The 25,296-nt window shown below is 61.7% G+C and carries 23 protein-coding genes; 14 read left to right on the plus strand and 9 right to left on the minus strand.

Annotation, left to right across the window (positions count from 1 at the left end):
• Nucleotides 1-71 precede the first annotated feature (71 nt).
• Complete coding sequence (locus BGO64_RS01495) at nt 72-722, minus strand: tellurite resistance TerB family protein (protein ID WP_286700054.1); 651 nt, start codon at nt 720-722, stop codon at nt 72-74.
• 173 nt (nt 723-895) lie between these two features.
• On the opposite strand from BGO64_RS01495, the gene BGO64_RS01500 reads away from it, so the two are divergent.
• The 3 genes from BGO64_RS01500 to BGO64_RS01510 all read left to right on the plus strand — a co-directional run bounded on the left by BGO64_RS01500 (nt 896) and on the right by BGO64_RS01510 (nt 2,091).
• Nucleotides 896-1,363: an acyl-CoA thioesterase gene (locus BGO64_RS01500; protein ID WP_010674201.1), complete on the plus strand. Its 468-nt coding sequence runs from the start codon at nt 896-898 to the stop codon at nt 1,361-1,363.
• An 84-nt stretch (nt 1,364-1,447) separates the two neighbouring features.
• Nucleotides 1,448-1,603: a pleiotropic regulatory protein RsmS gene (gene rsmS / locus BGO64_RS01505; protein WP_010674200.1), complete on the plus strand. Its 156-nt coding sequence runs from the start codon at nt 1,448-1,450 to the stop codon at nt 1,601-1,603.
• A gap of 20 nt (nt 1,604-1,623) precedes the next feature.
• Entirely contained in the window at nt 1,624-2,091 is a 468-nt protein-coding gene (locus BGO64_RS01510; RefSeq protein ID WP_039038603.1) for a GyrI-like domain-containing protein, read from the plus strand.
• A 16-nt stretch (nt 2,092-2,107) separates the two neighbouring features.
• On the opposite strand, the gene BGO64_RS01515 is transcribed toward BGO64_RS01510, so the two are convergent.
• Complete coding sequence (locus tag BGO64_RS01515; protein WP_124245432.1) at nt 2,108-2,950, minus strand: LysR family transcriptional regulator; 843 nt, start codon at nt 2,948-2,950, stop codon at nt 2,108-2,110.
• A gap of 115 nt (nt 2,951-3,065) precedes the next feature.
• Here BGO64_RS01515 and BGO64_RS01520 point away from each other — a divergent pair, with 115 nt between their 5' ends.
• Nucleotides 3,066-3,575: a nucleoside deaminase gene (locus tag BGO64_RS01520; RefSeq protein ID WP_164883018.1), complete on the plus strand. Its 510-nt coding sequence runs from the start codon at nt 3,066-3,068 to the stop codon at nt 3,573-3,575.
• On the plus strand, nt 3,568-4,800 hold the full coding sequence (locus BGO64_RS01525; protein WP_202043937.1) for an MFS transporter: 1,233 nt from the start codon (nt 3,568-3,570) through the stop codon (nt 4,798-4,800). Before BGO64_RS01520 ends, BGO64_RS01525 begins: the two co-directional genes overlap by 8 nt.
• A gap of 86 nt (nt 4,801-4,886) precedes the next feature.
• On the opposite strand, the gene rluF is transcribed toward BGO64_RS01525, so the two are convergent.
• Nucleotides 4,887-5,900, minus strand: a complete 1,014-nt coding sequence (rluF, locus tag BGO64_RS01530) for a 23S rRNA pseudouridine(2604) synthase RluF (RefSeq protein ID WP_202043938.1) — start codon at nt 5,898-5,900, stop codon at nt 4,887-4,889.
• 571 nt (nt 5,901-6,471) lie between these two features.
• Here rluF and gdhA point away from each other — a divergent pair.
• A complete protein-coding gene (gdhA, locus tag BGO64_RS01535; protein WP_202043939.1) occupies nt 6,472-7,815 on the plus strand; it encodes an NADP-specific glutamate dehydrogenase in 1,344 nt (447 codons plus the stop codon).
• 143 nt (nt 7,816-7,958) lie between these two features.
• Nucleotides 7,959-8,162, plus strand: coding sequence for a DUF3955 domain-containing protein (locus BGO64_RS01540; protein WP_124245258.1), 204 nt, complete (start codon nt 7,959-7,961; stop codon nt 8,160-8,162).
• Nucleotides 8,163-8,186: 24 nt separating this feature from the next.
• On the opposite strand, the gene BGO64_RS01545 is transcribed toward BGO64_RS01540, so the two are convergent.
• The 3 genes from BGO64_RS01545 to BGO64_RS01555 all read right to left on the minus strand — a co-directional run bounded on the left by BGO64_RS01545 (nt 8,187) and on the right by BGO64_RS01555 (nt 9,784).
• Nucleotides 8,187-8,555, minus strand: coding sequence for a VOC family protein (locus BGO64_RS01545; protein ID WP_202043940.1), 369 nt, complete (start codon nt 8,553-8,555; stop codon nt 8,187-8,189).
• A 113-nt stretch (nt 8,556-8,668) separates the two neighbouring features.
• Entirely contained in the window at nt 8,669-9,136 is a 468-nt protein-coding gene (locus tag BGO64_RS01550) for a hypothetical protein (RefSeq protein ID WP_202043941.1), read from the minus strand.
• 153 nt (nt 9,137-9,289) lie between these two features.
• Complete coding sequence (locus BGO64_RS01555) at nt 9,290-9,784, minus strand: very short patch repair endonuclease (protein ID WP_202043942.1); 495 nt, start codon at nt 9,782-9,784, stop codon at nt 9,290-9,292.
• A gap of 168 nt (nt 9,785-9,952) precedes the next feature.
• Between BGO64_RS01555 and BGO64_RS01560 the strand changes: the two genes are divergently transcribed.
• The 3 genes from BGO64_RS01560 to BGO64_RS01570 are packed head-to-tail and all read left to right on the plus strand — an operon-like array spanning nt 9,953 to nt 15,171.
• Nucleotides 9,953-11,026 carry a DNA cytosine methyltransferase gene (locus tag BGO64_RS01560; RefSeq protein WP_076493702.1) on the plus strand — a complete coding sequence of 358 codons (1,074 nt, stop codon included), beginning with the start codon at nt 9,953-9,955 and terminating at the stop codon, nt 11,024-11,026.
• A 4-nt stretch (nt 11,027-11,030) separates the two neighbouring features.
• On the plus strand, nt 11,031-12,752 hold the full coding sequence (locus tag BGO64_RS01565) for an McrB family protein (RefSeq protein WP_286700055.1): 1,722 nt from the start codon (nt 11,031-11,033) through the stop codon (nt 12,750-12,752).
• Between the two features lie 10 nt (nt 12,753-12,762).
• Nucleotides 12,763-15,171: a DUF2357 domain-containing protein gene (locus tag BGO64_RS01570; RefSeq protein WP_286700056.1), complete on the plus strand. Its 2,409-nt coding sequence runs from the start codon at nt 12,763-12,765 to the stop codon at nt 15,169-15,171.
• A gap of 30 nt (nt 15,172-15,201) precedes the next feature.
• Here the strand turns inward: BGO64_RS01570 and BGO64_RS01575 are convergent, their stop codons facing one another.
• A complete protein-coding gene (locus BGO64_RS01575; protein ID WP_286700057.1) occupies nt 15,202-15,789 on the minus strand; it encodes a histidine phosphatase family protein in 588 nt (195 codons plus the stop codon).
• A gap of 458 nt (nt 15,790-16,247) precedes the next feature.
• Between BGO64_RS01575 and BGO64_RS01580 the strand changes: the two genes are divergently transcribed.
• Both BGO64_RS01580 and BGO64_RS01585 read left to right on the plus strand, forming a co-directional pair.
• On the plus strand, nt 16,248-18,356 hold the full coding sequence (locus BGO64_RS01580) for a putative bifunctional diguanylate cyclase/phosphodiesterase (RefSeq protein ID WP_231959388.1): 2,109 nt from the start codon (nt 16,248-16,250) through the stop codon (nt 18,354-18,356).
• A gap of 164 nt (nt 18,357-18,520) precedes the next feature.
• Nucleotides 18,521-18,808 carry a hypothetical protein gene (locus BGO64_RS01585; protein WP_286700058.1) on the plus strand — a complete coding sequence of 96 codons (288 nt, stop codon included), beginning with the start codon at nt 18,521-18,523 and terminating at the stop codon, nt 18,806-18,808.
• A 45-nt stretch (nt 18,809-18,853) separates the two neighbouring features.
• Here the strand turns inward: BGO64_RS01585 and BGO64_RS01590 are convergent, their stop codons facing one another.
• Together BGO64_RS01590 and speA are read right to left on the minus strand one after the other, a co-directional pair.
• Nucleotides 18,854-19,042, minus strand: a complete 189-nt coding sequence (locus tag BGO64_RS01590; protein WP_010674183.1) for a hypothetical protein — start codon at nt 19,040-19,042, stop codon at nt 18,854-18,856.
• Nucleotides 19,043-19,297: 255 nt separating this feature from the next.
• Nucleotides 19,298-21,199, minus strand: coding sequence for a biosynthetic arginine decarboxylase (gene speA, locus BGO64_RS01595; RefSeq protein ID WP_029314286.1), 1,902 nt, complete (start codon nt 21,197-21,199; stop codon nt 19,298-19,300).
• A 1,025-nt stretch (nt 21,200-22,224) separates the two neighbouring features.
• Here speA and pepT point away from each other — a divergent pair.
• Complete coding sequence (pepT, locus tag BGO64_RS01600; protein ID WP_286700059.1) at nt 22,225-23,451, plus strand: peptidase T; 1,227 nt, start codon at nt 22,225-22,227, stop codon at nt 23,449-23,451.
• 105 nt (nt 23,452-23,556) lie between these two features.
• Nucleotides 23,557-25,281 (plus strand): bifunctional ornithine lipid synthase OlsF, encoded by a 1,725-nt coding sequence (gene olsF, locus BGO64_RS01605; protein ID WP_286700060.1) that lies wholly within the window; start codon nt 23,557-23,559, stop codon nt 25,279-25,281.
• Nucleotides 25,282-25,296 lie beyond the last annotated feature (15 nt).

Below are 25,296 nucleotides of genomic sequence, written 5' to 3' on the forward strand. Positions count from 1 at the left end.
AATCAACAGCCCCCGGCAACGACAAGGCCCCATGACGGGGCCTTGTGGACAATCCTGATGGCAATGCGGGCTCAGCCCGGCGCCCCCAGCTGGGCCACCTGGCGCTCTATGCTCTCCTTGAGGTTGTCATCCAGCTTCAAGGCGCGCGCCAGCTCGTCCAGATAGCCGCGCTCCATGAAGTGATCCACCTCGATGGTGAGCAGGGAGGCGAGGTAGACCTCGGTCGCCAGCTCCATGTCGGTCACTTCTCGCGCCAGGACATGGGGGTCGAGGGGGCGGGAGAGCTCGGCGTCAATCCAGCGGGCCGCATCCCGCTCCCCCTGTTCGGTCAGGTACTCCTGGATCTTCTGGCGCTCGGCGGCATCGATGTGGCCGTCGGCCCGGGCCGCCGCCACCATGGCGCGCACCAGCAGATTGGCGCGGGCATCCAGGGCCTTGCCCTCCAGGGTGTCGAGGGGCTGGGTCGGCTGGGCCGGGGTGGACTGCTGGGTCTGCCAGTCCTGATAGAGCTTGTAGGCCAGCCCCCCGAGAGCCGCCGCCCCCCCCACCGCCGCCACCTTGGTGCCATATTTGCGCATCTTCTTGTTGCCAAGCAGCAGCGCCATGGCCCCGGCGGCCAACCCCCCCTGGGCCATGCCCTTCATCTGGGCCTTGCGCGTGTCACCACCGTCGTTGAGCCAGCCCTTGCCAGCTCCCATCAATTGCTCCAGCATCTGTTTCATGGGGCCTCCTCCCTCGCGTGATGAGTCATGCTGGGCCGCCTGCGCTGAACTCAAGGTGAATGACGGCGCAGACAAGAGGAGGCGCTGGTTGGATCAGTGTCGGCCCCGCCCACTGCTATTGTCCCCGGGGGACAGCCAAGGAGTCCCCCCTTGCCTCGACATAAGGAAGTACCATGAGCGCCCGTGAACTGACCCTGCAATTTCTCGCCGAACCCGCCGACGTCAACTTTGGCGGCAAAGTCCATGGCGGCATGGTGATGAAGTGGATTGACCAGGCCGGCTACGCCTGCGCCGCCGGCTGGTGTGGCGGCTATGCCGTCACCGTCTATGTGGGGGGCATCCGCTTCTTGCGCCCCATCCAGATAGGCCAGCTGGTGGAGGTGCACGCCAAGGTGATCCACACCGGTACCACCAGCATGCACCTGGCGGTGGATGTCTACAGCCGCCACCCCACCGACCCGGAGCGGCGCAAGACCACCCACTGCATCATCATCTTCGTGGCCATGGACGAGCATGGCAAACCCACCCCGGTGCCCCAGTGGCAGCCGGTGAGCGAGAGCGATCTGCAGTTGCAGCAGTACGCCAAAAAGCTGATGGCCCTGCGCGAGGAGCTGGACAAGGAGATGCGCCAGCACATGTGACCCGTCCCGCCCCGGGCAGCCGGGGCGTGTCTTCGCGCCGCCGGGCGCTATAATGGCGACCACCCTTGCCCTTGAGAACCCAAGATGTCTCTGGAAAATGCCCCCCCCGAGGTCCAGCTCGCGGTGGATCTGATCGAACTGCTGGAAACCAACCACATCGCCCCCGCGCTGGCCCTGGCGGCACTCGCCATCGTTCGCCGGGATTATGAGCGCAAGCTCGAGGAAGGTCGGGAGGCCTGAGCGCCCCCGCAGGAGGCACCATGTCAGCCCCCATTCGCATCGAACAAGGCCGCGCCATGCTCCTCGGGGGGCTGCGCCGTCACCACCCCTTCGAGCAGGGGGACTTCGCCGGCCAGTGGCGCGACCTCAGCGCCCTGCTTCCCCTGCCGGGCCAGCTCGGGGAGCACGCCTATGGCGTCATCTGCGCCGCCACCGACACCCACTGCGAATACCTCTGCGGGGTGGAGGTCGCCGCCCTGGAGGTGCTGCCTCCCGGGCTTGGCCGCATGCGCATCGCCCCCCAGACCTACGCCATCTTCTTGCATCAGGGGCATGTCGCGACCCTGCCGCACACCTGGCGCCAGGCCCTGGCGTGGCTCGCGCAATCGGACTATCAATCTGCCCAGCAGCCGGATTTCGAGCGCTACGGCGCCCGCTTTGACGCCGCCACCGGCAGCGGCGAAGTGGAAATCTGGCTCGCCGTGGTGCCAAAACAGGCCCTGGCCTGACCCCTGGCCGCCCGGGCTACCTCGGCCCCATCACCTCGTCACAGAGCGCGATCAACGCCTCCCCCAGCCGGGCGAGGGGCTCACTCGTGCCCGGCCCCTGGTGCAGGGCCAGCTCCACCGAGCGCACCGCAGGCCAGTGGGCCAGCACCACCTGATCCGGTTGCAACAGGCGCGCCGGCAGCAGGCTGACCCCGATCCCCGCGCTCACCGCCCCTTGCAGGCTGGCGAGACTGCCGCTTACGTAGGCGATGCGCCAGGGGATCCCCTCGGCATCCAGGGCGTCGGTCATCTGGCGCCGGTAGAGCCCCTCGCTTGGAAACACCACCAGAGGCAGGGGGTCGCGCCCGGCGGCGGGCCACTCCCGGCTGTCAACCCAGGCCAGGGGCTCGCGCCAGCGGGCGATGGGCTCCCCCTGGCCGCGCCCCTGCTTGATGAGGGCCAGATCCAGCTCTCCCCCTTCGAACGCCTGCCACAGGGCATGGCTGAGATCGCTTTGCACCTCCAGCCGCACCTGCGGGTGCGTGCGGGCGAAGGCGGCCAGCACCGGGGTCATGGCCCCCGCGGCAAAATCCTCCGGCACCCCGAGGCGCAGGGGGTGGCTCGCCTCGCTCACCCGCTCCCCCGCCCGGGCCAGCAGCCCCAGGATGCGGCGCGCCAGCCCGAGCAGGGTCTCCCCCTGGGCCGTGGTCACCACCTGGCGGCCGGATCGGTCGAGCAGGGTGCAACCCAGCTGCTGCTCCAGGCGGCGCATCTGCTGGCTCAGGGTGGACTGGGTGAGGTGGATACGCTCGGCGGCGCGGGTAAAGCTGCCGGTTTCGACGATGGCGACGAAGCTCTGCAGCAATTGGGGGTCCAGCAGGGGGCGCTCCATGGGCAATCTCCATTTATAAAACCACTGGAAGTCATTTTATCATTTAATTTCCAAATGATGCGGCGACCCTCTAGGCTGCTGTCCTCCCCCTTTTTGCCAGGATATGACCATGCCACCCCCTTCCCAGTCCGGTGCCCGCCTCCTCAACTCCCTCACCGCCGCCTCGGCCCCCAGTCATCAGGAGTGGCTGGAGCAGGCCCTGCACCTGGCCCTGACCCATCGCCAGCAAGGGGGGCGCCCCTTCGCCGCCCTGCTGGTGAGGGAGAACCGGCTGGTGGCGAGCGCCGTCAACCGCATGCTGGAGGCGGGGGACCCCACCCGCCACGCGGAGCTGGAAGCGCTGCGGGAAGGGAGTCGCCAGGGGCCGCTGGCCGGGGCCATCGTCTATGCCAGCGGGCACCCCTGCCCCATGTGCCTGTCGGCCCTGGTGATGAGCGGCATCCAGGCGGTCTACTACGCCTTTGACAACGACGATGCCGCCCCCTTCGGCTATGACAGCCGCGCGGCCTACGCGGCGCTGCGACTGCCCCTGTGCCCGCCGCCCCTGCCCCTCATCAAGCTGGCGAGCCCCATCGCGGCCGAAACCCTCTACGGTCCCCTGCCCCATGCATAAGCGCCTCCTCCCCCCGGGCAGCGGCGCCTTGCTGGTGCTGGTGATCCTCATCGCCCTCAACCTGCGCCCCTTCCTCACCGCCATCGGCCCCCTGGCCCCTCGCATCGACGCGAGGCTGGCCCTGGGGGTGGATACCCTGGCCTGGGTCACCCTGCTGCCCCTCTGGCTTATCGGGGTCGGCGTGCTGCTCACCCCGGCGCTCCTGGGTCGCACGGGCCCGCGCCCCCTGCTCGGGACGGCCCTGCTGCTGCTTGCCCTTGGCAGCGCCCTGCGCGTCGATCTGGCGAGCGGCGCCCTGCTCATCGCCAGCGCCGCCCTGTGCGGGCTGGGCTCAGCCCTGGTACAGGGGGTGCTGCCCGGCCTCATCAAGGAGGGGTTCGCCCAAAAGGTGCCCCTGGTGATGGGGATCTTCTCCGCCTGCATGATGGGGGGCGGGGCGCTCGGGGCCGTGCTCACCCCGCGCCTTGCCGAGTATCTGGACTGGTCTCGGGCGCTGGCGCTCTGGGGCCTGCCGGTGCTGCTGGCCCTCGGCTGGCTGGCCTGGCGGGTGCCCCTGCCCACCCCGGCCAGCACGCCCGCCCCCACCGGGGAGCAGCGGCTGCTCCCCCTGCCCCGCACCTGGCTGCTCATCGCCTGTTTTGGCATCATCAACAGCGGCTACGGCATCGTCGTGGCCTGGCTGGCCCCGGCCTACATGGCGGCGGGCTGGAGCGCCCAGCAAGGGGGCGAGCTGGTGGCCTGGCTCGCCCTGGCCCAGACCGCGAGCGGCCTTGGCCTGCCCCTGCTGGCAGCCGGTCGGCTGGACCGCCGCCCCTGGATGGCGCTGGCCATCGCCATGCAGCTGGCGGGCTTTGGCGGCCTCTGGCTCGCTCCCCAGACCGCCCCCCTGCTCTGGTGTTTGTTGTGCGGCGCCGGGCTTGGGGGGAGCTTCTCCCTCATCATGGTGATTGCGCTGGATCACCTGCCCGACCCACGCCGGGCGGGCGCCCTCTGCGCCCTGATGCAGGGGGTCGGCTTCATGGTGGCGGCTACCGGCCCCTGGGTGGCGGCCCGCCTGCACCATGCAAGCGGTGACTTCGCCGCTGCCTGGCAGTGGCAACTCGGTGCCCTGGTCCTGATGAGCCTGCTGGTGGTGCGTCTCAACCCGCGCCACTACCCAAGGGCCATGGGCCTGCCCCCGGAGCAGGCCATGGCTGTGCAGACGGCAGGCCACAAGCCTGCCTGATCCGGCGAGCACTGGCCTTGGGGGCCAGAAAACACAACACCGGCCTTGGCCGGTGTTGTGCATCAGGGTGCGGGAAGGCCTGGCGCTCAGCGCCCCTTCTTCTGGCGCCCGCCCTGCCCTGGCCGCGGTTTGCCCGGGGCGGGTTTGCCCCCCTTGCCGGGCGCGCTTTTACCTGCTCCCCCTTTGCTGGCAGCCCCTTTGCCCGCCCCGCCCTTGCCTGCGGGGCTCTTCTTCTCGAACGCCTCGGGACCCGGCACATTGGGGCGCCCGCCAATCTCGTGATCGTCGCTGCGCCGCGGCTTCTTGCCCTGGGCCGGGGTGCCGGCCGCAGCCGCCTTGGGCTTGGCAACCTGAGCCCCCTTGGCCGGTTTGGCCTCGGAGGAGGAGTCCTCAATCAGCTTGAACAGCTCGATCAGCTCGTCGTCGGTGAGATCGCGCCACTCCCCCACCGGCAGCCCCTTGAGGCTGACGTTCATGATGCGGATGCGCTCGAGCTTGGTCACCTCGAAGCCGAAGTGCTCGCACATGCGGCGGATCTGGCGGTTGAGCCCCTGCACCAGGGTGATGCGAAACACGAAGGGCGCCTCTCGCTTCACCTTGCACTTCTTGGTGACGGTGCCGAGGATGGGCACCCCGGCCGCCATGCCCCGGACGAACTCGTCGGTCACCGGCTTGTCCACGGTCACCAGGTACTCTTTCTCGTGATCGTTGCCCGCCCGCAGGATCTTGTTCACCAGATCCCCGTGGTTGGTGAGAAAGATAAGCCCCTGGGAGTCCTTGTCGAGGCGCCCTATGGGGAAGATGCGGGTGCTGTGGTTGACGAAGTCGACGATGTTGTCCTTCTCCCCCGCCTCCGTGGTGCTGACGATACCCACCGGCTTGTTGAGGGCGATGAAGACCAGGCTGTCGGCTTCCCGCGGCTCGATCACCTGACCGTTGACCTTGACCAGATCCCCGGCAAACACCTGATCCCCCACCCCGGCCCGCTTGCCGTTGATGAAGACGTTGCCCTGCTCGATGAAACGATCGGCCTCACGACGGGAGCAGATGCCGCTCTCGCTGATGTATTTGTTCAGGCGCATGGATTCATCGGACAGCATGGGTCACCTCCTGGGTCGGATGGGCCTTGAGAATGGCTGGCTGGATCAGCCGCGCTGTGGTCGGGTTCGTCTGCATACAACTCCATGAAATAAGGGCCTGCGCCCTGCATGTTCGGCAAAAAACGCCGCTACAGTAGCACATTGCACGCGCACGCGCCCGGCCCCGTCGCACCCTGGCCGCTGGCTCACAGGGGGTGCTGCCCCTGATGCAGCAGCAGGCCCCCCATTATCCAGCGTGCGGTGACGCCGCGGCCCTGATTGGGCTGCACCGCGCACTCCCCGCCTCTTTTCACTTCATGGTGCTCACTTCATGGGCCGGGCCCCCGCCGCCGAAGATAGGGTGCGGCCTTCGGCAGATAGCCAGATGATCTAACGCTTGATATTTATCCAGCAAAAATGCATAAAAAGATTTTGGTCATCGCGAATTATCTGCTCTGACCCGCCGACGACGGGAAATGACACCCCCATCGGGGCGCAACAACGGGCCCCTTGAGCCCCGCGAACCCTGAAGACGGGCATGATCCCCTCTCTGGCAGGACGCCACTTTCATCATTCACGACAGGAGTTAAAGATGAGTCATTCCCTCTCCCAGGAGGCCTTCCTGGCCCAGGTCGCCAGCCGCAACCCTCACCAGCCCGAGTTTATCCAGGCCGTGAGCGAGGTGATCGCCTCCATCTGGCCCTATGTGGAGCGCCACCCCCGCTACCTGCAACACGGCCTGCTGGAGCGACTGGTGGAACCCGAGCGCCTGGTGCAGTTTCGGGTGAGCTGGGTGGATGACCAGGGCCAGGTGCAGGTGAACCGCGGCTACCGGGTGCAGCACAGCTCCGCCATCGGCCCCTTCAAGGGCGGCATGCGCTTCCACCCCTCGGTGGATCTCTCGGTGCTGAAATTCCTCGCCTTCGAGCAGACCTTCAAGAACGCCCTCACCACCCTGCCCATGGGCGGCGGCAAGGGGGGCAGCGATTTCGATCCCAAGGGCAAGAGCGAAGGAGAAGTGATGCGCTTCTGCCAGGCCCTGATGCTGGAGCTCTATCGTCACCTGGGGGCCAACACCGACGTGCCGGCGGGCGACATCGGGGTGGGCGGGCGCGAGGTGAGCTACATGGCGGGCATGATGAAGAAGCTCACCAACAGCGCCGAGTGCGTCTTCACCGGCAAGGGGCTCTCCTTTGGCGGCAGCCTCATCCGCCCGGAAGCCACCGGCTACGGCCTGCTCTACTTTGTCGACGCCATGCTGGCCCATCGCGGCCAGTCCCTCGATGGCCTGCGGGTCTCGGTGTCGGGCTCGGGCAACGTGGCCCAATACGCCATCGAGAAGGCGATGGCCCTCGGCGCCCGCGTCATCACCGCCTCCGACTCCGGCGGCACCGTCTATGATCCGGACGGCTTCACCCCCGAGAAACTGGCCCGCCTGATGGCGCTTAAAAACGAGCAGCGCAAGCGGGTCGCCGATTACGCCCATGAGCTCGGGCTCGAGTTCTTCAGCGGCCGTACCCCCTGGCACCTGGCGACCGACGTCGCCCTCCCCTGCGCCACCCAGAACGAGCTGGATGCCGAAGATGCGGCGCAGCTTATTGCCAACGGCGTGCAGCTGGTGGCCGAGGGGGCCAACATGCCCTCCAGCGCCGCCGCCATCCGCCTCTTCCACGAAGCAAAGGTGCTGTTCGCCCCGGGCAAGGCGGCCAACGCCGGCGGGGTTGCCACCTCGGGCCTCGAGATGAGCCAGAATGCCCAGCGCCTCTCCTGGAGCCGGGAGGAGGTGGACGCTCGCCTCAAGGGGATCATGACCAGCATCCACGCCACCTGTGTCCGTTACGGTCAGGATGATGACCATGTGAACTACGAAAGCGGCGCCAATATTGCCGGCTTCGTCAAGGTGGCCGACGCCATGCTGGCGCAAGGGGTCTGCTGAGCGCCCTGGCCCGGGGCTTCCCCCTCAACACAACGGCAGCCCTCGGGCTGCCGTTGTGTTTTGCGTCTGGCGCGACTTCACACTCTCTTCACCCAGGCATGAAAATCTCCCATCCGTTCCATCTCGCTGACGAGGATAACAAGATGACGATGAAAATAGGTGCCCTGCTGATCCTGGCCGGGCTCGGCTGCTTTGTGGCCTTCAACCTGCTGGGCTCCACCCTCGATGACCAGGGCTTCCTGCACGAGCCCTTTGCCCTGCTGCCCCTGGGCTATCTGCTGCTCTTCACCGGCATGGTGCTCACCGTGATCCCTCTGCTGCGCAAGGGGCGCTCCAAGGAACAGTGACACAAACCGCAGGGTGCCAGGGGCTCAGCGATAGCGGCTGATCTCGATGAGGTTCTGATCCGGATCCAGGCAATAGACCGATTCGATGGGGCCGCAGGCACCGCTTTTGCTCACCGGCCCCTCCACTATCTCGACCCCCTGGCTCGCCAGCTGGTCCATCACCTGATCCAGGGGCCAGCGGGTGATGAGGCAGAGATCCCCCGACCCCACCTGCGCCCGGTTGCGCGGCTCCTCCCCCAGCAACTGCAGATTGATCTTCTGGTTGCCAAAGCGCAGGGCCCGGCGCCCGGCCCCGAAGGTGATGGGCTCCATCTTGAAGGCGCGACTGTAAAAGGACACCGCCCGCTCTATGTCGCTGACCGTCAATACCAGATGGTCGATATGACTTATCATGCTTGCTCCCTGTCATGGTGATTGCCGCACCATCATACCCACCCGCCTCAATAGAAACTGTGGCATGGTGCACATGGGTGTTTCTAACCACTTATTTTGACTAGGGAAATACCTTAACGCACGGCAGCACACGTCTTGTCACGCTGGGCCAGCAGGGTTTCGTCATTACTGCCCATGGCCGCCAGAATGGCCTGATTACAGGCCCGCTCCGCGAGCTTACCCGGGCTCTGCTGGGCATCGGCGATCTCCGCGATCATGGGGCGATAGCCGATGGCGGCCGAGCAGTACATGGTGCGGTACTTGGGAAGCTGCCAACTGCTGTCGTCTTGCCGTGTCAGGTCATCGCACAGTTTGCCAAACAGTGCCTGCGCCTTGACTGTGCACTGACTGAAGCGCCGCACATCTTGCTCGTAGGGACGGCAGACACTTTGCTGTTTTATCTGCCAGAGCTGGAAAGAGAAGGGAACCTGCTCTCCCTCATAGGGCACTACCAGCGTTTTTAGCTCGGTGCCATAGATATCCGTCACCTGTTGCTGCACCAGATTGAGATAAGCCGAAAAAAGATAAGAAATTGGATCCATCACCACCTCCCTGTGGTTGTCACTGCCGGGCTTTATTACCGAAAACCGGGGCGATTTTCAAACGAGTAACAGGCGACAACAGCTTACTGATTTGGCAACAAAAAATAATTACTTTTCACACGCGGTGGAAGCTGGGCCGAGAGTGCTATCCGGTCAGTTATATGGACGGGAATGATCCATGGCGATCTGCAGTTCACGGCCACCAGCAATCTCGCCATGACTGATGCCGCTGGTCAGCCACCAGCTAATAACCAGAAGCAGTCGTTCCGGATCATGGCGCAGACGCCCTTTCAGGGCACACTCCCAGATGATCAGACGGCGGATACCCAATTTGTCCAGCTCGGCCAGATGACGGGCATCACGCGCACGATTACTGGCGATCTTGGCTTGCCAGAAGTCGGTTCTGCTCGATGGCAGCTTGAAGAGATGACAATCATGACCATGCCAGAAACAACCATTCACCTCGATCACGGCACGGTAGCGCGCCAGCCAGAGATCCGGCTTGCCTGGCAAGGCGGTATTGTGCAAGCGATAGCGAAACCCGGCATGATGCAACATGGCGCGCACCCGCTTCTCGGGACGGGTATCCCGGCTACAAATACCGGCCATCATCTCGCTACGCTTTTGGGGCTTCACGATATCTGTCACAATGTCGCCTCGCTTGTGAATCAGCACCATTTACTGTATAAACGCACAGTTAATCAACGAGATTTTAGTACTGTCATTGGATATACATCACACAGTTTCGATGCATTCAAAGAGCTTCATAACTACTGACTATCCAGCTCAAAAATTCATTACCAAGAGAATCAATCAATGAACCACTCTGTTTTTTCTTTTTTTTCAGGCTCCGGTTTTCTGGATCTCGGCTTTGAAAAAGCAGGATTTAATGTCGTTTTCGTTAATGAACTGAACAAAGATTTTCTCAATGCATACAAATACAGCAGAAAGAAAATGGGTATCCCGGAACCTGAGTTTGGTCATTTTTTGAACTCTATAGATGACTTTCTCGATGGTCCTTTAAGCTCAGAGCTTAAGACAATGGTAAGTAGTGCAAGAAGCAAGTCAGAGACTGTTGGCTTTATTGGTGGTCCACCATGCCCAGACTTTTCGGTTGCAGGAAAGAATAAAGGTCACGATGGTGAGAATGGCCGTCTTTCCAAGTCATATGTAGATTTGATTATTAAAAACAAGCCAGATTGGTTTGTTTTCGAAAATGTCAAAGGCTTGTGGCGTACAAAAAAACACCGTGAGTTTTATGAATCAATAAAAAAACAGCTTCAAGATACTGGTTACGCTATTACTGAGAGGCTAATAAACTCAATTGAGTTTGGCGCCCCCCAAGATAGAGACCGCATCATCATGTTTGGTTCCTTAAACCATGTAGATGAAGCAATGAGTAGCTTTTCTTGGGAGAGATATATGCCATACCCTAACAAGATGGCATTTAATTATCCTTGGCCAACCCAAACCCCATTCAACTCAACCCCCAGCAAAGCTGAAGTACCAGAGGAATTAACCGTAAGCTGGTGGTTTAAAGAGAATAATGTGGATGAACATCCTAATAGTCAGCATTATTTTACTCCCAGAGCAGGTCTGGCCAAGTTCATGGTGATAGAAGAGGGTGATACCACCAAAAAGTCATACAAAAGACTACATCGCTGGAGATATTCACCTACTGCGGCCTATGGCAATAACGAAGTGCATTTACACCCATGGTTACCTCGGCGGATTTCTGCAGCAGAGGCTCTGGCTATTCAGTCACTGCCAAAAGAGTTTGAATTGCCTCCAACAATGACTCTTTCGGCAATGTTCAAAACAATTGGTAATGGGGTTCCATATAAATTCTCATATGGTATAGCAAAAACTATCGCTGATTTCATGGAGTGAATTAATGAGTAGTGACATCATCTTTGACGAAATTTTAGATGAGATTATTGCCTTAAAAGGCAATAATCTGAAATATATTTCGAGCGAGAAAACGACAAAAATCATTGATATCAACCAGAATGATAAAATAATTTCTGCTACTCGCGGCCCTGATGTTGTAAATATCTCGTTCGATAGATTCAAACTTGCTATAGATGCGCTAATACAGAATAAGCCCATCCATATCGATACTGTTTTCAATAGTAGTGGAAATGACAGGACAATTATAGAAACTATTCTTTGCCATACATCACATATTGGTTACATGAAAGCAAAGACGGGAAGAAACAAAGGGAAAAATAAAGTCATACAATATTTTAACAAATGGATTCATGACACTGGGAAAATATGCGATGTTAGTGGCGAAGAATTCAAATCAGATAATGATGATTTTGCCACTAACGAGGCTTTAAACCTGAGTTCATATAAACCATTTCTCTTGTTAGCAGGTATTTCAGGCACAGGGAAAACCCGCTTTATTCGTGAGCAGGTCAAGGACTATCCAGGCCAGAAAAATTACTGCCTGGTACCTGTACGGCCAGACTGGCACGAGCCTTCTGATCTACTGGGCTATATCTCCAGGATCAGTGGTAAAAAGGAGTATGTATCAACGCCGGTGCTGCATTTTATTACCCAAGCCTGGATCCATATTTACGAGCGTATTGGCGAAGTGAGAGCCGATGGCAAGATTGGTCTGAGCCAGGAACAACTGGACCATATCCCCCCCTTCTGGCTCTGCCTCGACGAGATGAACCTGGCGCCGGTTGAACAATATTTCGCCGACTATCTATCGGTACTGGAGACCCGCCACTGGTATACCTCACCCGAACTGACTGCATTTAACGACAATGAAGGGGTGGACTACGGCTATGTCTACCAGTGCGATCCCCTGCTCAAAGCAGATACGCTTAGCCAGCAACTGGATCAGAACGCGCGTACCGAACTGGCGGAAAAACTGGGACTGGACCTGAATATTGCCCTACATCAGCAGATCTGGGCCAGCTTCTGCCAGCACGGTATCGCTATCCCCTTCAACCTGATGGTGGCCGGTACCGTCAATATGGACGAGACCACCCACGGCTTTTCCCGCAAGGTGATCGACAGGGCCCTCACCTTCGACTTTAACGAGTTCTTCCCCAACGATTTCGATGCCTACTTTGCATCGGCATTGCAGCCAAAACGGCTGGGTTATCCGACCTGGTCAGACGGACGGGCCATCACTGAAGTTCCCGAGCTGGAGCAATACAGTAAAGAGAGCGTCACCTTCCTGAAGGCAGTCAACGAGGTGCTGCAACAGAGCCCGTTCGAACTGGCCTATCGCGCCCTGAACGAGCTGATGCTGGCCCTGCTGGCCCATCACCCCGCCAATACCGCAGAACTGGTCGCCATCTGGGATGACTTTATGATGTGCAAGGTATTGCCGCGCATTGAGGGGGATAGCGACAAGTTGCGCAGCCATCAGGCTGCTGATAGCGACCTGCTGACTGACCTGGAAAAGGTGTTGGCAGAACAATTTGGTAGTCACTGGGATAACACACGCCCTGACCTGTTTAACTGCAAGGTGACTGCCGCCGGTGAAGATTCCACCCCCGCAGAACCGCCGCACGTCCCCTGCCGCAGCAAGAAGAAACTGGCCTGGATGAAAGAGCGGCTGGCACGGCAGTGCTTTACCAGCTTCTGGCCGTAAGGGGGTTGTGATGGAGTGCCTGTTTACTCTGCAGAGCCGTGACTGGATTTTACGGATCTACGCAAATGAGAAGACGGTTCGAGAACGTTGTCAGCAGTTACAAGCCACCCGCGCCCATCATCAACAAGAGCGTGATAAATCGGGCCTGCTGGCGAGCGCTGGCAGCGATGAGCCTCCTATTGTGCGTTTCTCACAACCTCTGTCGATTACCCGCGCTGAAGTTGCAGGCAAACCACATGATCTGGCCGTTGGCAAGGTATTCACCTCTTTGGTTCTGCCCGCGCCTTTGCTGTTTGAAAACTGCTTTTACGAATTCGAATGGGAGTTTCTTAACGGCGTTAGCGAGGGGAGTGATGCGCCGCGGCTGGAGCATCATCTGCAGCGGATCTGCGAGTCGTTTCGCTTCAAAAGCAGGCATGGATCGCAGGAGCTGCTGGGGGGATTCAATACCGGCAACGAAGTAGGCACACTTGCACTCCCCTTCTCTTATCAACCGCAATCGGCTGCAGGAAAAGCTGCTCGCATTCAGCTGACGCTCTGGTTCGAGGTCTATCCGGTCAAGCTGGATATCCGCCGGGATGTCCCCCTGATCCATCAGGTGCTGGATGAGCAGTACCCCTACTGGCGTTTTACCCTGAACAGCGCGACCAGTCAGCAAGGGGGCCACAGCCAGCGCAAGGCCGAACCGTTCCCTCTGCTCTGGCTTGCCCATTTCGAAGCCCTGCACAAGGAACTTGAGCGGGGGACCCGCCAGATCATCAATGCGCCCCACAGCAGGCTGCAAAGCAAGACCGAATATCTGCTGGCCGCCAGAATGAAGCGCCCGCCACGCCCGAAGCAAGCCGAACAGATCCGCCAGGATCTGGATAACGGTATCGAACGCAGATACCGGGTGGAACATAAACAACTGACCACGGATACCCCGGAAAACCGCTTTATTAAATTTGTGCTGGAGCGCACCGGAAGGATGCTACAACAGCTGACACAACAGGGCGATCGCACCCTGCTGTCCAGGGCATTTTTTGACCGCCTCAAGGCGTGGAGCAAACCGCTGGATCAGGCGCTGGCTCACCCCCTGATGCAGGAGATCGGGCCGGCGGCAGTGTTACAACGTGAGTCTCTGGTACTGCAGCAAAAGAGCGGCTATAGCACGGTTTACCGGGTCTGGCAGCAACTGCGCCTCTATCTCGATGCGTTGGGAAATGATGCCGTGGCCGGCGTGCGCAGCATGGATCAGCTCTACGAGCTCTGGTGCGTGATCGAGGTTCGCCGGATTATCCTGACACTCGGCTTTTCCGAGGTGAAAACACCAGCCTTTAACTTCACCCGCGATGGTTGGGATACCCGGCTGGCCGAGGGGATGAAATACTGCTGGGAGTACCTTCGTGCAGCAGACGGTGTAAGGCTCAAGCTGGCCCATGAACCCAGATTTCACAAGACCAACAAGCCGGTTCACTCCCTGCTGGTTCCCCAAAAGCCGGACATTCTGATCGAAGCCACCACTGGCAGTGGCGACACCTTTATCTGGCTGTTTGATGCCAAGTACCGGGTCGATAATGGGACTCTCGATGACCCGAGAGACAGGGTGCCCGATGATGCTATCAACCAGATGCACCGTTATCGCGATGCCCTGCTCTATCAGCAACAGGATGACCCGATACCAAGCCGCCCCACCTTTGGCGCTTTTGCGCTCTATCCGGGCTTTATGAGCCAGCAACCCGGAACGAAAAATCCCTATCAGGAGGAGATCGACCGGATTGGTATCGGTGCCTTTGCCCTGTTGCCAGCAGAGGATCACAGCGGCTCTTGCTGGCTGCAAACCTTCCTTGAGCAAAAGCTGGGTAAATCGGTGGAAGAGTTCCGCTATCCAGCCATCCACTCGGGTCACTTCTATCTGGAAGAGCCCAGCCGGATTGCCACCCTGGGGATGCAGCAGGTCCGCCACCATGATCTCACCCTGATCATTCCGACCGCACTGGAAAACAGCCGCCCAGCGAGCTACTTCGATGCATTTCGTGATGGCTCTGCCCGCTGGTATCACACCCCTGCCGAAACCATTGCCACTCGTTACGATGATCAGCTGATGAACGAAATCAGCTATCTGGCCGTAGCGACCCTTGCGGCCGATGGCCTGACGCGTGAGGTAACCCGTGTCTGGCCTGTGCTGACATGCCGGAAGCTGCGAAGGGAACAACTGACCGAAGAGCAGACAGGTACACCGCTGGCAGAGGGGAATGTGAATCCTTACTGGTTGCTGGAGCTGGGACCATCTATTGAACTGGCTAACCCTCTCACAGAGCTGGATGCAAACAGTTTCAGAGCCGCCATGAAACTGACCCGACTGACTGAGCTGCAAGGTAATGTGACCAAAATTTCTGCACTTTCAGATTTTTATGGGTCCTTACTTCAGACGATATAGTGCAGCCCATTGCGGGCCGCCTTCGTGTGGTCAGCAGGCAATCCGTTCTATGCGACCGCCCCTGAGTTTGAAGAAGGCATCCTGCGGCAGCTCCTGCAGCCAGGTGGTGGTGTAGTCCAGATCCACATAGGCGCCGCGCAGCATGGCGCCAAAGAGACCGTGAGAAACCACGATGGCCTGCTCGGCAATGTGCTCGTCCTCAAGCCATTGCCGGGCCCGGCGCTGAATGCTCTCAAAACTCTCGCCATGGGGGGCCTGCAGATACCAGTCCGGCTCCTCCAGATCCAGCTCGGGGTGGGCCGCCAGCAGCTCGGGCACCCGGCGACCCTCCCACTCCCCCATCCCTAGCTCCACCAGCCGCTCGTCCCAGATGATGCGCTCCTGGTCCAAGCCAAGCTGCTGACACACCCGCTCCGCCGTCTGCCGTGCCCGGCCGAGGGGGCTGGCGTAGATCGTCCAGTCGGTGGGCTCGGTCAGGAGCTTGGCCAGACGGTCCCCCATGGCGAGGGCCTGGGCTTCGCCCCTGGGGGTCAGCTCGGAGTTGCAACGCCCCTGCAACCGCAATTCGGCGTTGTAACGGGTCTGGCCATGGCGCAGCAAATAGAGGGTTCGAGACATGGTTTCTCCAGCAGAGTCAACGAGATAAGAAAACAGGGGGAAGATGATAACAGATGTACCGGGTCAACCAAGACCCGGAGGATGCAGACTTGTGCTGACTCCTTGAGCGCCTGGCCTGCGGCGATCGTGAAAGGACGACAGCGGCTGCGCGCCTTTATCGCACAGGCGCCTTGTGCGCATACCACACGCCTTCGCCACGGGCCCGGCGCACCATGCCAGCACCGTGGCAAGCGCCCCATGCCCCCCTATCTTGTTGTTCAGACGGGATAAAATGGGGGCGTGCCGGTTTATCGGTCACAGGATGGCGGCCAATGCCAGAAAAGACAGAGTTTTTGCTCTGATCCGGGGGCCATTTTGGTACGTATCTCTGGCTCACGACAGGGACGCCTGGTGTACAATCTGCCACCCGATTTCCCCTGACCCGGCCCAGGCTCAGGCCCTGATGTACCCCAGAGTAAATGAACGTGACCCCAACCCACCCCATGCTCGACAGTTATTACAGCCAGGATCTGGTGTTCTTCTCCATCCTGGTGGCGGTGCTCGCCTCCTACACGGCGCTGACCATGACCAGTCGAGTGAGCCAGAGCCGGGGACGGGCCGCGGTGCTCTGGCTCGCGGGGGGAGCCTTCGCCATGGGGCTCGGCATCTGGTCCATGCATTTTATCGGCATGCTCGCCTTCAACCTGCCCATCGCGCTGGGATACGATCTGACCCTCACCGGTCTCTCCCTGGTGGCGGCCATCGGCTCCTCGGCCTTTGCGCTCTGGCTGGTGAGTCGTCCCCAGCTCCCCTGGCACCAGATCCTGTTCGGGGCCGTGCTGATGGGGGCCGGCATTGCCACCATGCACTACATCGGCATGGCGGCCATGAAAATAGCGCCCGGCATCCACTACCTCCCTGGGCTCTTCATCCTCTCCATCCTCATCGCGATATTCGCCTCGGGTGCCGCACTCTGGATAGCGTTTCGCCTGCGCAACAGCTCGCCCCGCGCCTTCTTCAGCAAGGCCTTCGCCTCCCTGGTGATGGGGGCAGCCATCATCGGCATGCACTACACCGGCATGGCGGCGGCCCAGTTCCCCGCAGAGAGCCTGTGCGGGGCCCTCTACACCGGTCTCAATACCCAGTGGCTGGCAACCGTGGTCATCATAGTGACCCTGGCGGTGTTCGCCATCGCCTTCGTGCTCTCCATGCTGGATGCCCACGCCGCCAGGCTCTCCACCTCCCTGCATCAGGCCCACGACGAGCTGCTCAAGCTGGCGCTCCATGACAGCCTGACCCGGCTGCCGAACCGGCTGCTGTTTGCCGACCGCCTGGAGCAGCGCATCCAGGAGTGCCAGCACAGCCAGCGCAGCTTCTCCCTGCTGTTTCTCGATCTCGACGGCTTCAAGATCATCAACGATGCCCACGGCCACCACACCGGGGATCTGCTGCTGGCCGAGGTGGCCCAGCGCATCACCGGCCTGCTCGGTGCCAGCGACACCGCCTCGCGCTTTGGCGGGGACGAGTTCGTGCTGGCCCTGGCGCCGGGGGATGTGAGCCAGACCACGGCCTTCGCCGAGCGGCTGCTGGCCACCCTGGCCCAGCCCTATGAGTGGGAGCACCACAGCCTGCACATCACCGCCAGCATCGGCATTGCCGTCTATCCCCAGGATGGCACCAGCCTGCACGAGCTGACCCTCAACGCCGATGCCGCCATGTATTACGCCAAGGAGCAGGGGCGCAACGACTACTACTACTTCGACAGCGCCATGAACGCCAACGCCCACCAGCAGTTCCTGCTGCACAAGGAGTTGCAACACGCCCTGGAGCGGGGGGAGCTGGCCCTGCACTACCAGCCCAAATACTGTGCCCGCAGCGGCCAGGTGGTCGGCGCCGAGGCCCTGCTGCGCTGGCAGCACCCGGAGCATGGTGCCGTCTCGCCGGCCAGCTTCCTGCCGCTGGCGGAGAAGAGCAGGCTCATCATCCCCATCGGCAACTGGGTCATCGACGAGGCGTGCCGACAGATGAGCGCCTGGCGGGCGGCGGGTCATCACGACTGGAGCGTGGCGGTCAATCTCTCCACCATCCAGCTCGCCAGCCCCGGGCTGCTGGAGGAGGTGCAGGGCGCCCTCGCCCGCCATCGGCTCGAGGCCCGTCACCTGACCCTGGAGATCACCGAATCCACCGCCATGCAGAAGGCCGAGGAGAGCCTCGCCATCCTCAACCGTCTGGCCGAGCTCGGCCTTGGCATCTCCATCGACGACTTCGGCACCGGCTACTCCAGCCTGCTCTACCTCAAGCGCTTCCCCGCCAACGAGCTCAAGATTGACCGGGGCTTTGTCACCACCCTGGAGCGGGGGGGCGATGATGCCACCATCATCGCCGCCATCATCGCCCTGGGTCAGGCCCTGGAGATGCGCATCGTGGCAGAGGGGGTGGAAACCCCGGAGCAGCGCGACCTGCTGACCGAGCTGGGCTGCGACACCTTGCAGGGCTACCTGCTCGGACGCCCCATGACCGGGGAGCAACTGCTTGTCCACTGCGCTCCCGAGACTCCCCAACGGGTGCTGGAAGGTGTGCTTGCCTGACAAGCAGGTGGGGCGCTGCGCCCGTGTCGCCAGAGTCATCACCAGCCCGATTGCGTCCCTTCACGACTCAAGGTAGTCTGCTGCAAGACTCGTTTGCTCCTTTATCTTGCCGGGCGCATCGAGCGCCCCCCATGGCAGATCACCCGTTCAAAGGAGCCACATCCATGGCCAGATACCAGTTCTTCAGCGTCCCCGCCTCCCACCGTCAGCAATATACCTATATCGACATGGCCTCCCCCACCTTCCTCACGGAGAAGGAGGCGCTGCTGGCGCAAGGGTTCGAGGTGGAAGAGGATTTCATCGACGCGGCCACTCCCCGCGAGGCGGTGGAGAAGTACAGATCCGGCTTTCTCTACGTGGCGGACGAGATAGGCAAGTCAGACGAGGCCTATGCGGCGGCAACGGCCTTGCTGGAGATGGGCAAGAAGATCCTGGGCCGCAAGGCGGGCTGAGCAAGGCGGGCCGCCGGGGCGATACCCCCGATGGCCCGCAGGCAGTCAGCGTTGGGGGTGCTGGCGGAGCATCTCCACCAGCTCCTCTTCACTGCCGGGTTCATGGGCAAGCTGCAGGCTGGGGGCGGCGCCCCCCATCAGCATATAAACGTGAGTGCTGCAGTGATCGTAGTGATACCACTTACCGTCGATACAGACGTCGGTATAGCATCTCGGGTCCCTCTTGAGTTCCATACGCACATCCTTATGTGTCATTCACCAACATCACCCTTGACCGTAAAATAAGCGGCCCGAGTCCCCCTTGACCTGGATCAAGGGAGGTGGCGGGCAGAAGCGGGCAGTGGCCGGATCTGGCCGGGGCCGGATGCCCCCAGCCCGGGTGACCTAGCCCGCCAACCGGCCCAGTCAGGCAACAGCACAACAAAAACGGCGCCCGAAGGCGCCGTTTATCATGTCCGTCATTTGACCGACGGGGAACAAGCCGCTGGCTTATTCGTCTTCCAGGTAGGCGTAGCCTTGCAGACCCAGCTCCAGCTCGTCGAGCAGGGCCTTGCGGGTCTCGTCGTCCAGCGCCGGGTGGGAGACGATGCGCTGGTAGTTCTCGCGGATGACGGACGGGTCGATGTTGACGTAACGCAGCAGCTGGTCGACGGTGTCGCCGCGCACCACGTTGCGAATGTCCATCTTGCCTTCTTCATCCAGCCACACTTCCGCGCAGTGGGTGTCACCGAACAGGTTGTGCAGATCCCCCAGGATCTCCTGATAGGCACCCACCAGGAAGAAGCCGACATGGCACTCTTCGTGCTCCCCGTAGACCGGCATCGGCAGGGTGCTTTCCACCCCCAGACCGTCGACGTAGTGCTCCACCTGACCGTCGGAGTCACAGGTGATGTCCATCAGGATGCCGCGGCGGGTGAGCGGACGATCAAGACCGGCCAGCGGCATCACCGGGAACACCTGACCGATACCCCAGGCATCCGGCAGGGACTGGAACAGGGAGAAGTTGGCAAAGCACTTGTCCGCCAGTTTCTCGGAGAGCTCGTCGGCCAGGGCGCGGTGGTTGCGGTTGACCGGGTTGAGCAGCTCCTTGAGCGCCAGACAGGTGTTCTGGTGCAGCATCTCGGCCCAGGCGCGCTGCTCCAGGTTCAAGAGGCCCATGGTGTACTGGGCGTTGACGTCACCGAGATCCGCCACCGAGTCGTGGAAGATCTCCAGCAGGGAGGGATCTTCCCCGCGCAGGTCCAGCCAGCCTTTCCACATGTTCTGCAAGATGGTGGGCGCGTCTTCGTCCGGGGCGCTGATGTCGTTCACCTCCACCCCTTCGGCACCAATGATGTTGGTGACCAGCACGGCGTGGTGTGCAGTCAGGGCACGGCCGGACTCGCTGATGATGGTCGGGTGCGGCAGGTCGAACTCGCGGCAGACATCGCCGATGCCCCAGACCACGTTGTTGGCGTACTCGGAGAGGCTGTAGTTCGCGGAGCAGTGGCTCTGGGAACGGGTGCCCTCGTAGTCCACACCCAGGCCGCCGCCCACGTCCACCACCTCGACCTTGGCGCCAAGACGGCACAGCTCGGCGTAGAAGCGGCCGCACTCGCGAATACCGCCCTGGATGTCGCGGATGTTGGCGATCTGGGAGCCCAGATGGAAGTGCAGCAGTTGCAGGCAGTCCAGCTTGCCGAGGCTGCGCAGACGCTCCACCAGCGCCAGGATCTGGGAGGCGGAGAGACCGAACTTGGACATGGAACCGCCGCTCGATTCCCACATGCCGGAGCCGGTGGATGCCAGACGGGCGCGCACCCCGATGTTGGGCTTGATGTTGAGACGAGCAGACTCGTCGAGCACCATTTCCAGCTCGGAGGGCTTCTCCACCACGATGTAGACCTTGTGGCCCATCAGGTTGCCCAGGAGGGCGTGGCGGATGTATTCGCGGTCCTTGTAACCGTTGCAGACGATCACGGACCCTTGCTCATGATGATGGGACAGCACGGCCAGCAACTCGGGCTTGGAGCCCGCTTCCAGCCCAAGCCTCGGCTTGTCGCTGTAGGACTGACTGATGGTCTCGATGACGCGGCGCTGCTGGTTTACCTTGATCGGGTAAACGCACAGGTAATCCCCTTCATAGCCTGACTTTTCGATGGCCTGACCGAAGGCGTTGAACAGCGCATCGACCCGGCTCTTGAGGATGTCGGGGAAACGCAGCAACACCGGCGTGGTCAGCCCGGACTGGCGCAGTTGCTCGATGGCCTCGGACAGCACGATCTGAGCCTCGGGGCGAGACTTGTCGGGAGAGACGGTCACATGACCGGCGTCATTGATATTGAAAAAACCCGCACCCCAGTAGGGAACGTTGTAGACCTTCAAGGAGTCTTTGCTGGACCAGTTAGTCATGGGCTATGCCTCGCAAATGAGCGGCCGTGGGCCGCCTTCGTTACCCTCAATCACATCCAGACCATTGATTGCAAAATGCGGCAAGCCAGAGCGGCCTGCTGACGTTGGACCCGCAACGGAGCATGCTCCGCCACATCCTGTTCATTGCACATCGCGGCAAGCCAAGGCTGCCTGGTGGATCTTGGGAAGTAACGAGTCTTGATGTGGGGCTGGTGGCTTTACATCAAGCTCAACGGTATGCGGTAACACCTTGCCGGCGTACCGCGGTACTTTGATGACAATCGGCATCAGCCACGCCGTTTGTTCATCATTCGGCAGCCATCCCGACGGACAGGAGAGGGTTTCAAGGAAGAGAAGGGAAGACGTCAGCACGCATCGTGTTGATGGACGACAACCACTACGACCCGCTCAACGCCAGTGACCGCCCATGACAAGGGAGATGATGAGCCCGAAGCCCACTCGGTCAGCTGAAAGATGAGAGTCCGTTGTTCTCCCTGATACCGGAGCCTAACCGGTATTAAAGAAACCATTCCCCAGCAGTGTCTGTCGTTTCTGCGTGCCTCGCCCTATAGGCGTCATGATCCTGCGGGTCTGGCGGACACGGCCTGCGCAGGGTTGCCCTTGGATCGGCGCGGAGTGTACACACTTACCGCAGCCAGTGACAATAAAAAATCGTGTTAAAAAACGGGTTTTCATCGGGGGGCAAAATCTCGCTGCCAGCAAGGCGGGCTCTGGGATGGCGGGGGATGAGAGTGCGTGGGCGAGGCGATGAAAATAACCAACAAGTCACGCTTTTTGGGTCACCCCTTGCCAGCGCTGGGCCGAGGGGAAATTCAGCTTTTTCGCAATTGCTTAACCAGTTTTTATTTTGGAATTTTTATGCAAACTGCCGAGCAATGATCCCTGCCCCTCCCCTTCGATGGCCCTCCTCTCCCCCATAAAGTCATCAAAAACTGCGCTGACGCAATAAGCGGCGCCGCCGTCTTGGCCACAATGACTCCTCTTTCGTGACCCGAGGCTTGCCCATGAACACCCTGCTTTCGCGCTTTCTCCACTACCTCACCTTTCATACCCGTTCCGATGCGACCAATCCTGCCTGCCCCAGCAGCGAGGGACAGCGCCTCTTCGCCCGGGCCCTGCACGACGAAATGACGCAGATGGGGCTGAGCAAGGTCACCCTGGACGAGCATGGCTACCTCACCGCCTGCCTGCCGGGCAACCAGCCGGATGCCCCCGCCATCGGGCTCATCGCCCACATGGACACCGCCGATTACGAGGCCGAATGCGTCGTTCCCCAGATAGTCGAGAACTATCAGGGGGGCGATATATGCCTTGGCAAGGGAGACGAGGTGCTGGCCATCCGCCAGTACCGCTTCCTGAAAAACTACCTGGGGCAGGATCTCATCACCACCGACGGCACTACTCTGCTGGGGGCCGACGACAAGGCGGGCATCGCCGAGATCCTCACCGCCGTGGAATACCTGCAGGCTCACCCCGAGATCCCCCGTGGCGATGTCTGGGTCGGCTTTACCCCGGACGAGGAGATAGGGCGCGGTGCCGACCGCTTCCCGCTGGAGCGCTTCCCGGCCAAGTGGGCCTACACGGTGGATGGCGGCGAGCTCGGCGAGCTCGAATGCGAGAACTTCAACGCCGCCAGCGCCACGGTGCGCATCACAGGCAACAACGTCCACCCCGGCACCGCCAAGGGCAGCATGATCAACAGCCAGACCCTGGCCGCCCGCTTCCATGCCGCCATGCCCGCCGAGCAGACCCCGGAGTGCACCCAGGGGTATGAGGGCTTCTTCCACCTGGCCCGGATGGAGGGCACGGTGGAGGAGACCACCCTGCACTACCTCATCCGCGACTTCGACGATGACTGCTTCGCCGCCCGCAAGGCCCAGCTCAAGGAGCGGGTCGCCTCCCTTCAGCTGGACGCACCCAAGGCGCGCATCACCCTGGAAATAGTGGACAACTACCGCAACATGCACAGCCAGATAGCGCCCCATCCCCACATCGTCGAGCTGGCCAAGGCCGCCATGGAGGCCGCCGACGTGGTGCCCAAGATCAAACCCATTCGCGGCGGCACCGACGGCGCCCGGCTCTCCTTCATGGGGCTGCCCTGTCCGAACCTGTTCACCGGTGGCCACAACTTCCACGGCAAGCACGAGTTCATCCCCCTGCAATCCATGGAAAAAGCGGTCGCCACCCTGGTGGCGCTGGTGCGCCTCACCTCTGCCTGGCGGGCAGAGTAAGGGGGCAAGGACGGGGCTCGCCCCGTCATCAAACCGTCACCCAACCGACACACGAAAGGCACGCAGGAGCGTCAAGCTGGGGCAAAGTTCAGCGGAGCCTTGCCCATGTTCGACGTCGATACCCTGTTGGGGCAACACCTGCCCCGCCTCGCCAGCCAGCCCCTCCTCCGTCCCCTGATGAGGCTGGGGCTGAGCTGGTTGCTGCACGAGGAGGCCTTCACCCGCTTTGCCGCGCGCCATCCCCACCTGCGCGGTCTGGACTTCGTCGAGCAGGCCCTCACCGAGCTCCACTTCGACTACCGGGTGAGCGAGGCCGAGCTCGAGCACATTCCCGCCAGCGGCCGGGTCATTCTTGTCGCCAACCACCCCATCGGCTCCCTGGACGGGCTGGCCCTGCTGCGCCTCATCGGGCGCATTCGCCCCGACGTCAAGATAGTGGCCAACCAGGTGCTGGCCCAGCTCGCGCCGCTGCGCCCATTGCTATTGCCGGTGGACAACCTGGGGGGCAAGACCGACAGGCAGGCCATCCTCGCCATGAATGAACACCTCGCCGCCGACGGGGCCCTGGTTATCTTCCCCGCAGGCGAGGTCTCCCGCCTCGGCCCCAAGGGGGTGAAGGATGGCCCCTGGCAGGCCGGCTTCATCAAGCTGGCCCAACGCACCCGAACGCCCCTGGTGCCCATTCACCTGGGAGGGCGCAACAGCCTCTGGTTCTATCTCGCCTCCTGGCTCAACAAGCCCGCCTCCGCCCTGCTGCTGGTACGCCAGCTGTTTCGCCAGCAGGGGCAGACGCTGCCTGTGACCATAGGGGCGCGCATTCCCCTCGCCAGTTTTCAGGACCTGCCGGCCAAGACGGCGGCCCGGCTGGTGCGCGGCCACCTCTACCGAATCGCTCGGGGCAAGGCGGGACGGTTGCAGACCGAGGCCCCCATCGCCCTGCCGGAGGATCGCCGCCTGCTGAAACAGGCCATCGACGGGTGCGAGCTGCTCGGCCAGACCCCGGACGGCCAGCGCATCCTGCTCTATCGTCGCCACGAGCAGAGCCACTCGGTGATCCTGCGCGAGCTGGGGCGCCTGCGGGAGATCGCCTTTCGGGCGGTGGGGGAAGGCTCGGGCAAGCGGCGGGATCTCGATGCCTTCGACGATGATTATCACCACCTCATCCTCTGGGATCCCGCCCGCCTCGACATCATCGGCGCCTACCGTTTCGCCCCGGTGGCCGAACGGCTGGCCAGCAAGGGGCTGGATGGCCTCTACAGCCACACCCTGTTCGGCTTCGAAGAGAAGCTGCTGCCCCGACTGGAACAGGCCATCGAGCTTGGCCGCAGCTTCATCCAGCCCGCCTACTGGGGCAAGCGGGGGCTCGATTACCTCTGGTTCGGCATCGGGGCCTATCTGGCCCGCTATCCCCAATACCGCTACCTGTTCGGGCCCGTCACCCTCTCCGGCAGCCTGCCGCCGGCGGCCAAGGATCTGCTGGTGAGCTTCTATCGCCAGCACTTCGCCCCCACCCTTGCCCTCGCCCCTTCCCGCCGCCCCTATCCCGCCACGCCGACGCTGTTCGAGGGGCGCGATTACGGGGACGACCTCAAGGTGCTCAAGGCCGGGCTCGACAACCTGGGCTGCGCCATTCCCACCCTCTACAAGCAGTACGCCGAGCTGTGCGAGCCGGGGGGGGTGCAGTTCATGGACTTTGGCATCGATCCGGACTTCAACCACTGCATCGACGGCCTGGTGTGGGTGGACGTGAGCCGCATCAAGCCCCACAAGCGGGCCCGCTATATCGGCCTCCCCGCCGGGGAAGCGCTGGCCACCTCTGGCGACCGTTGACCGGCGCTGCAACGA

It is taken from the genome of Aeromonas sp. 62-46 (genome assembly GCF_001898585.1).
Classification (GTDB): domain Bacteria; phylum Pseudomonadota; class Gammaproteobacteria; order Enterobacterales; family Aeromonadaceae; genus Aeromonas; species Aeromonas caviae.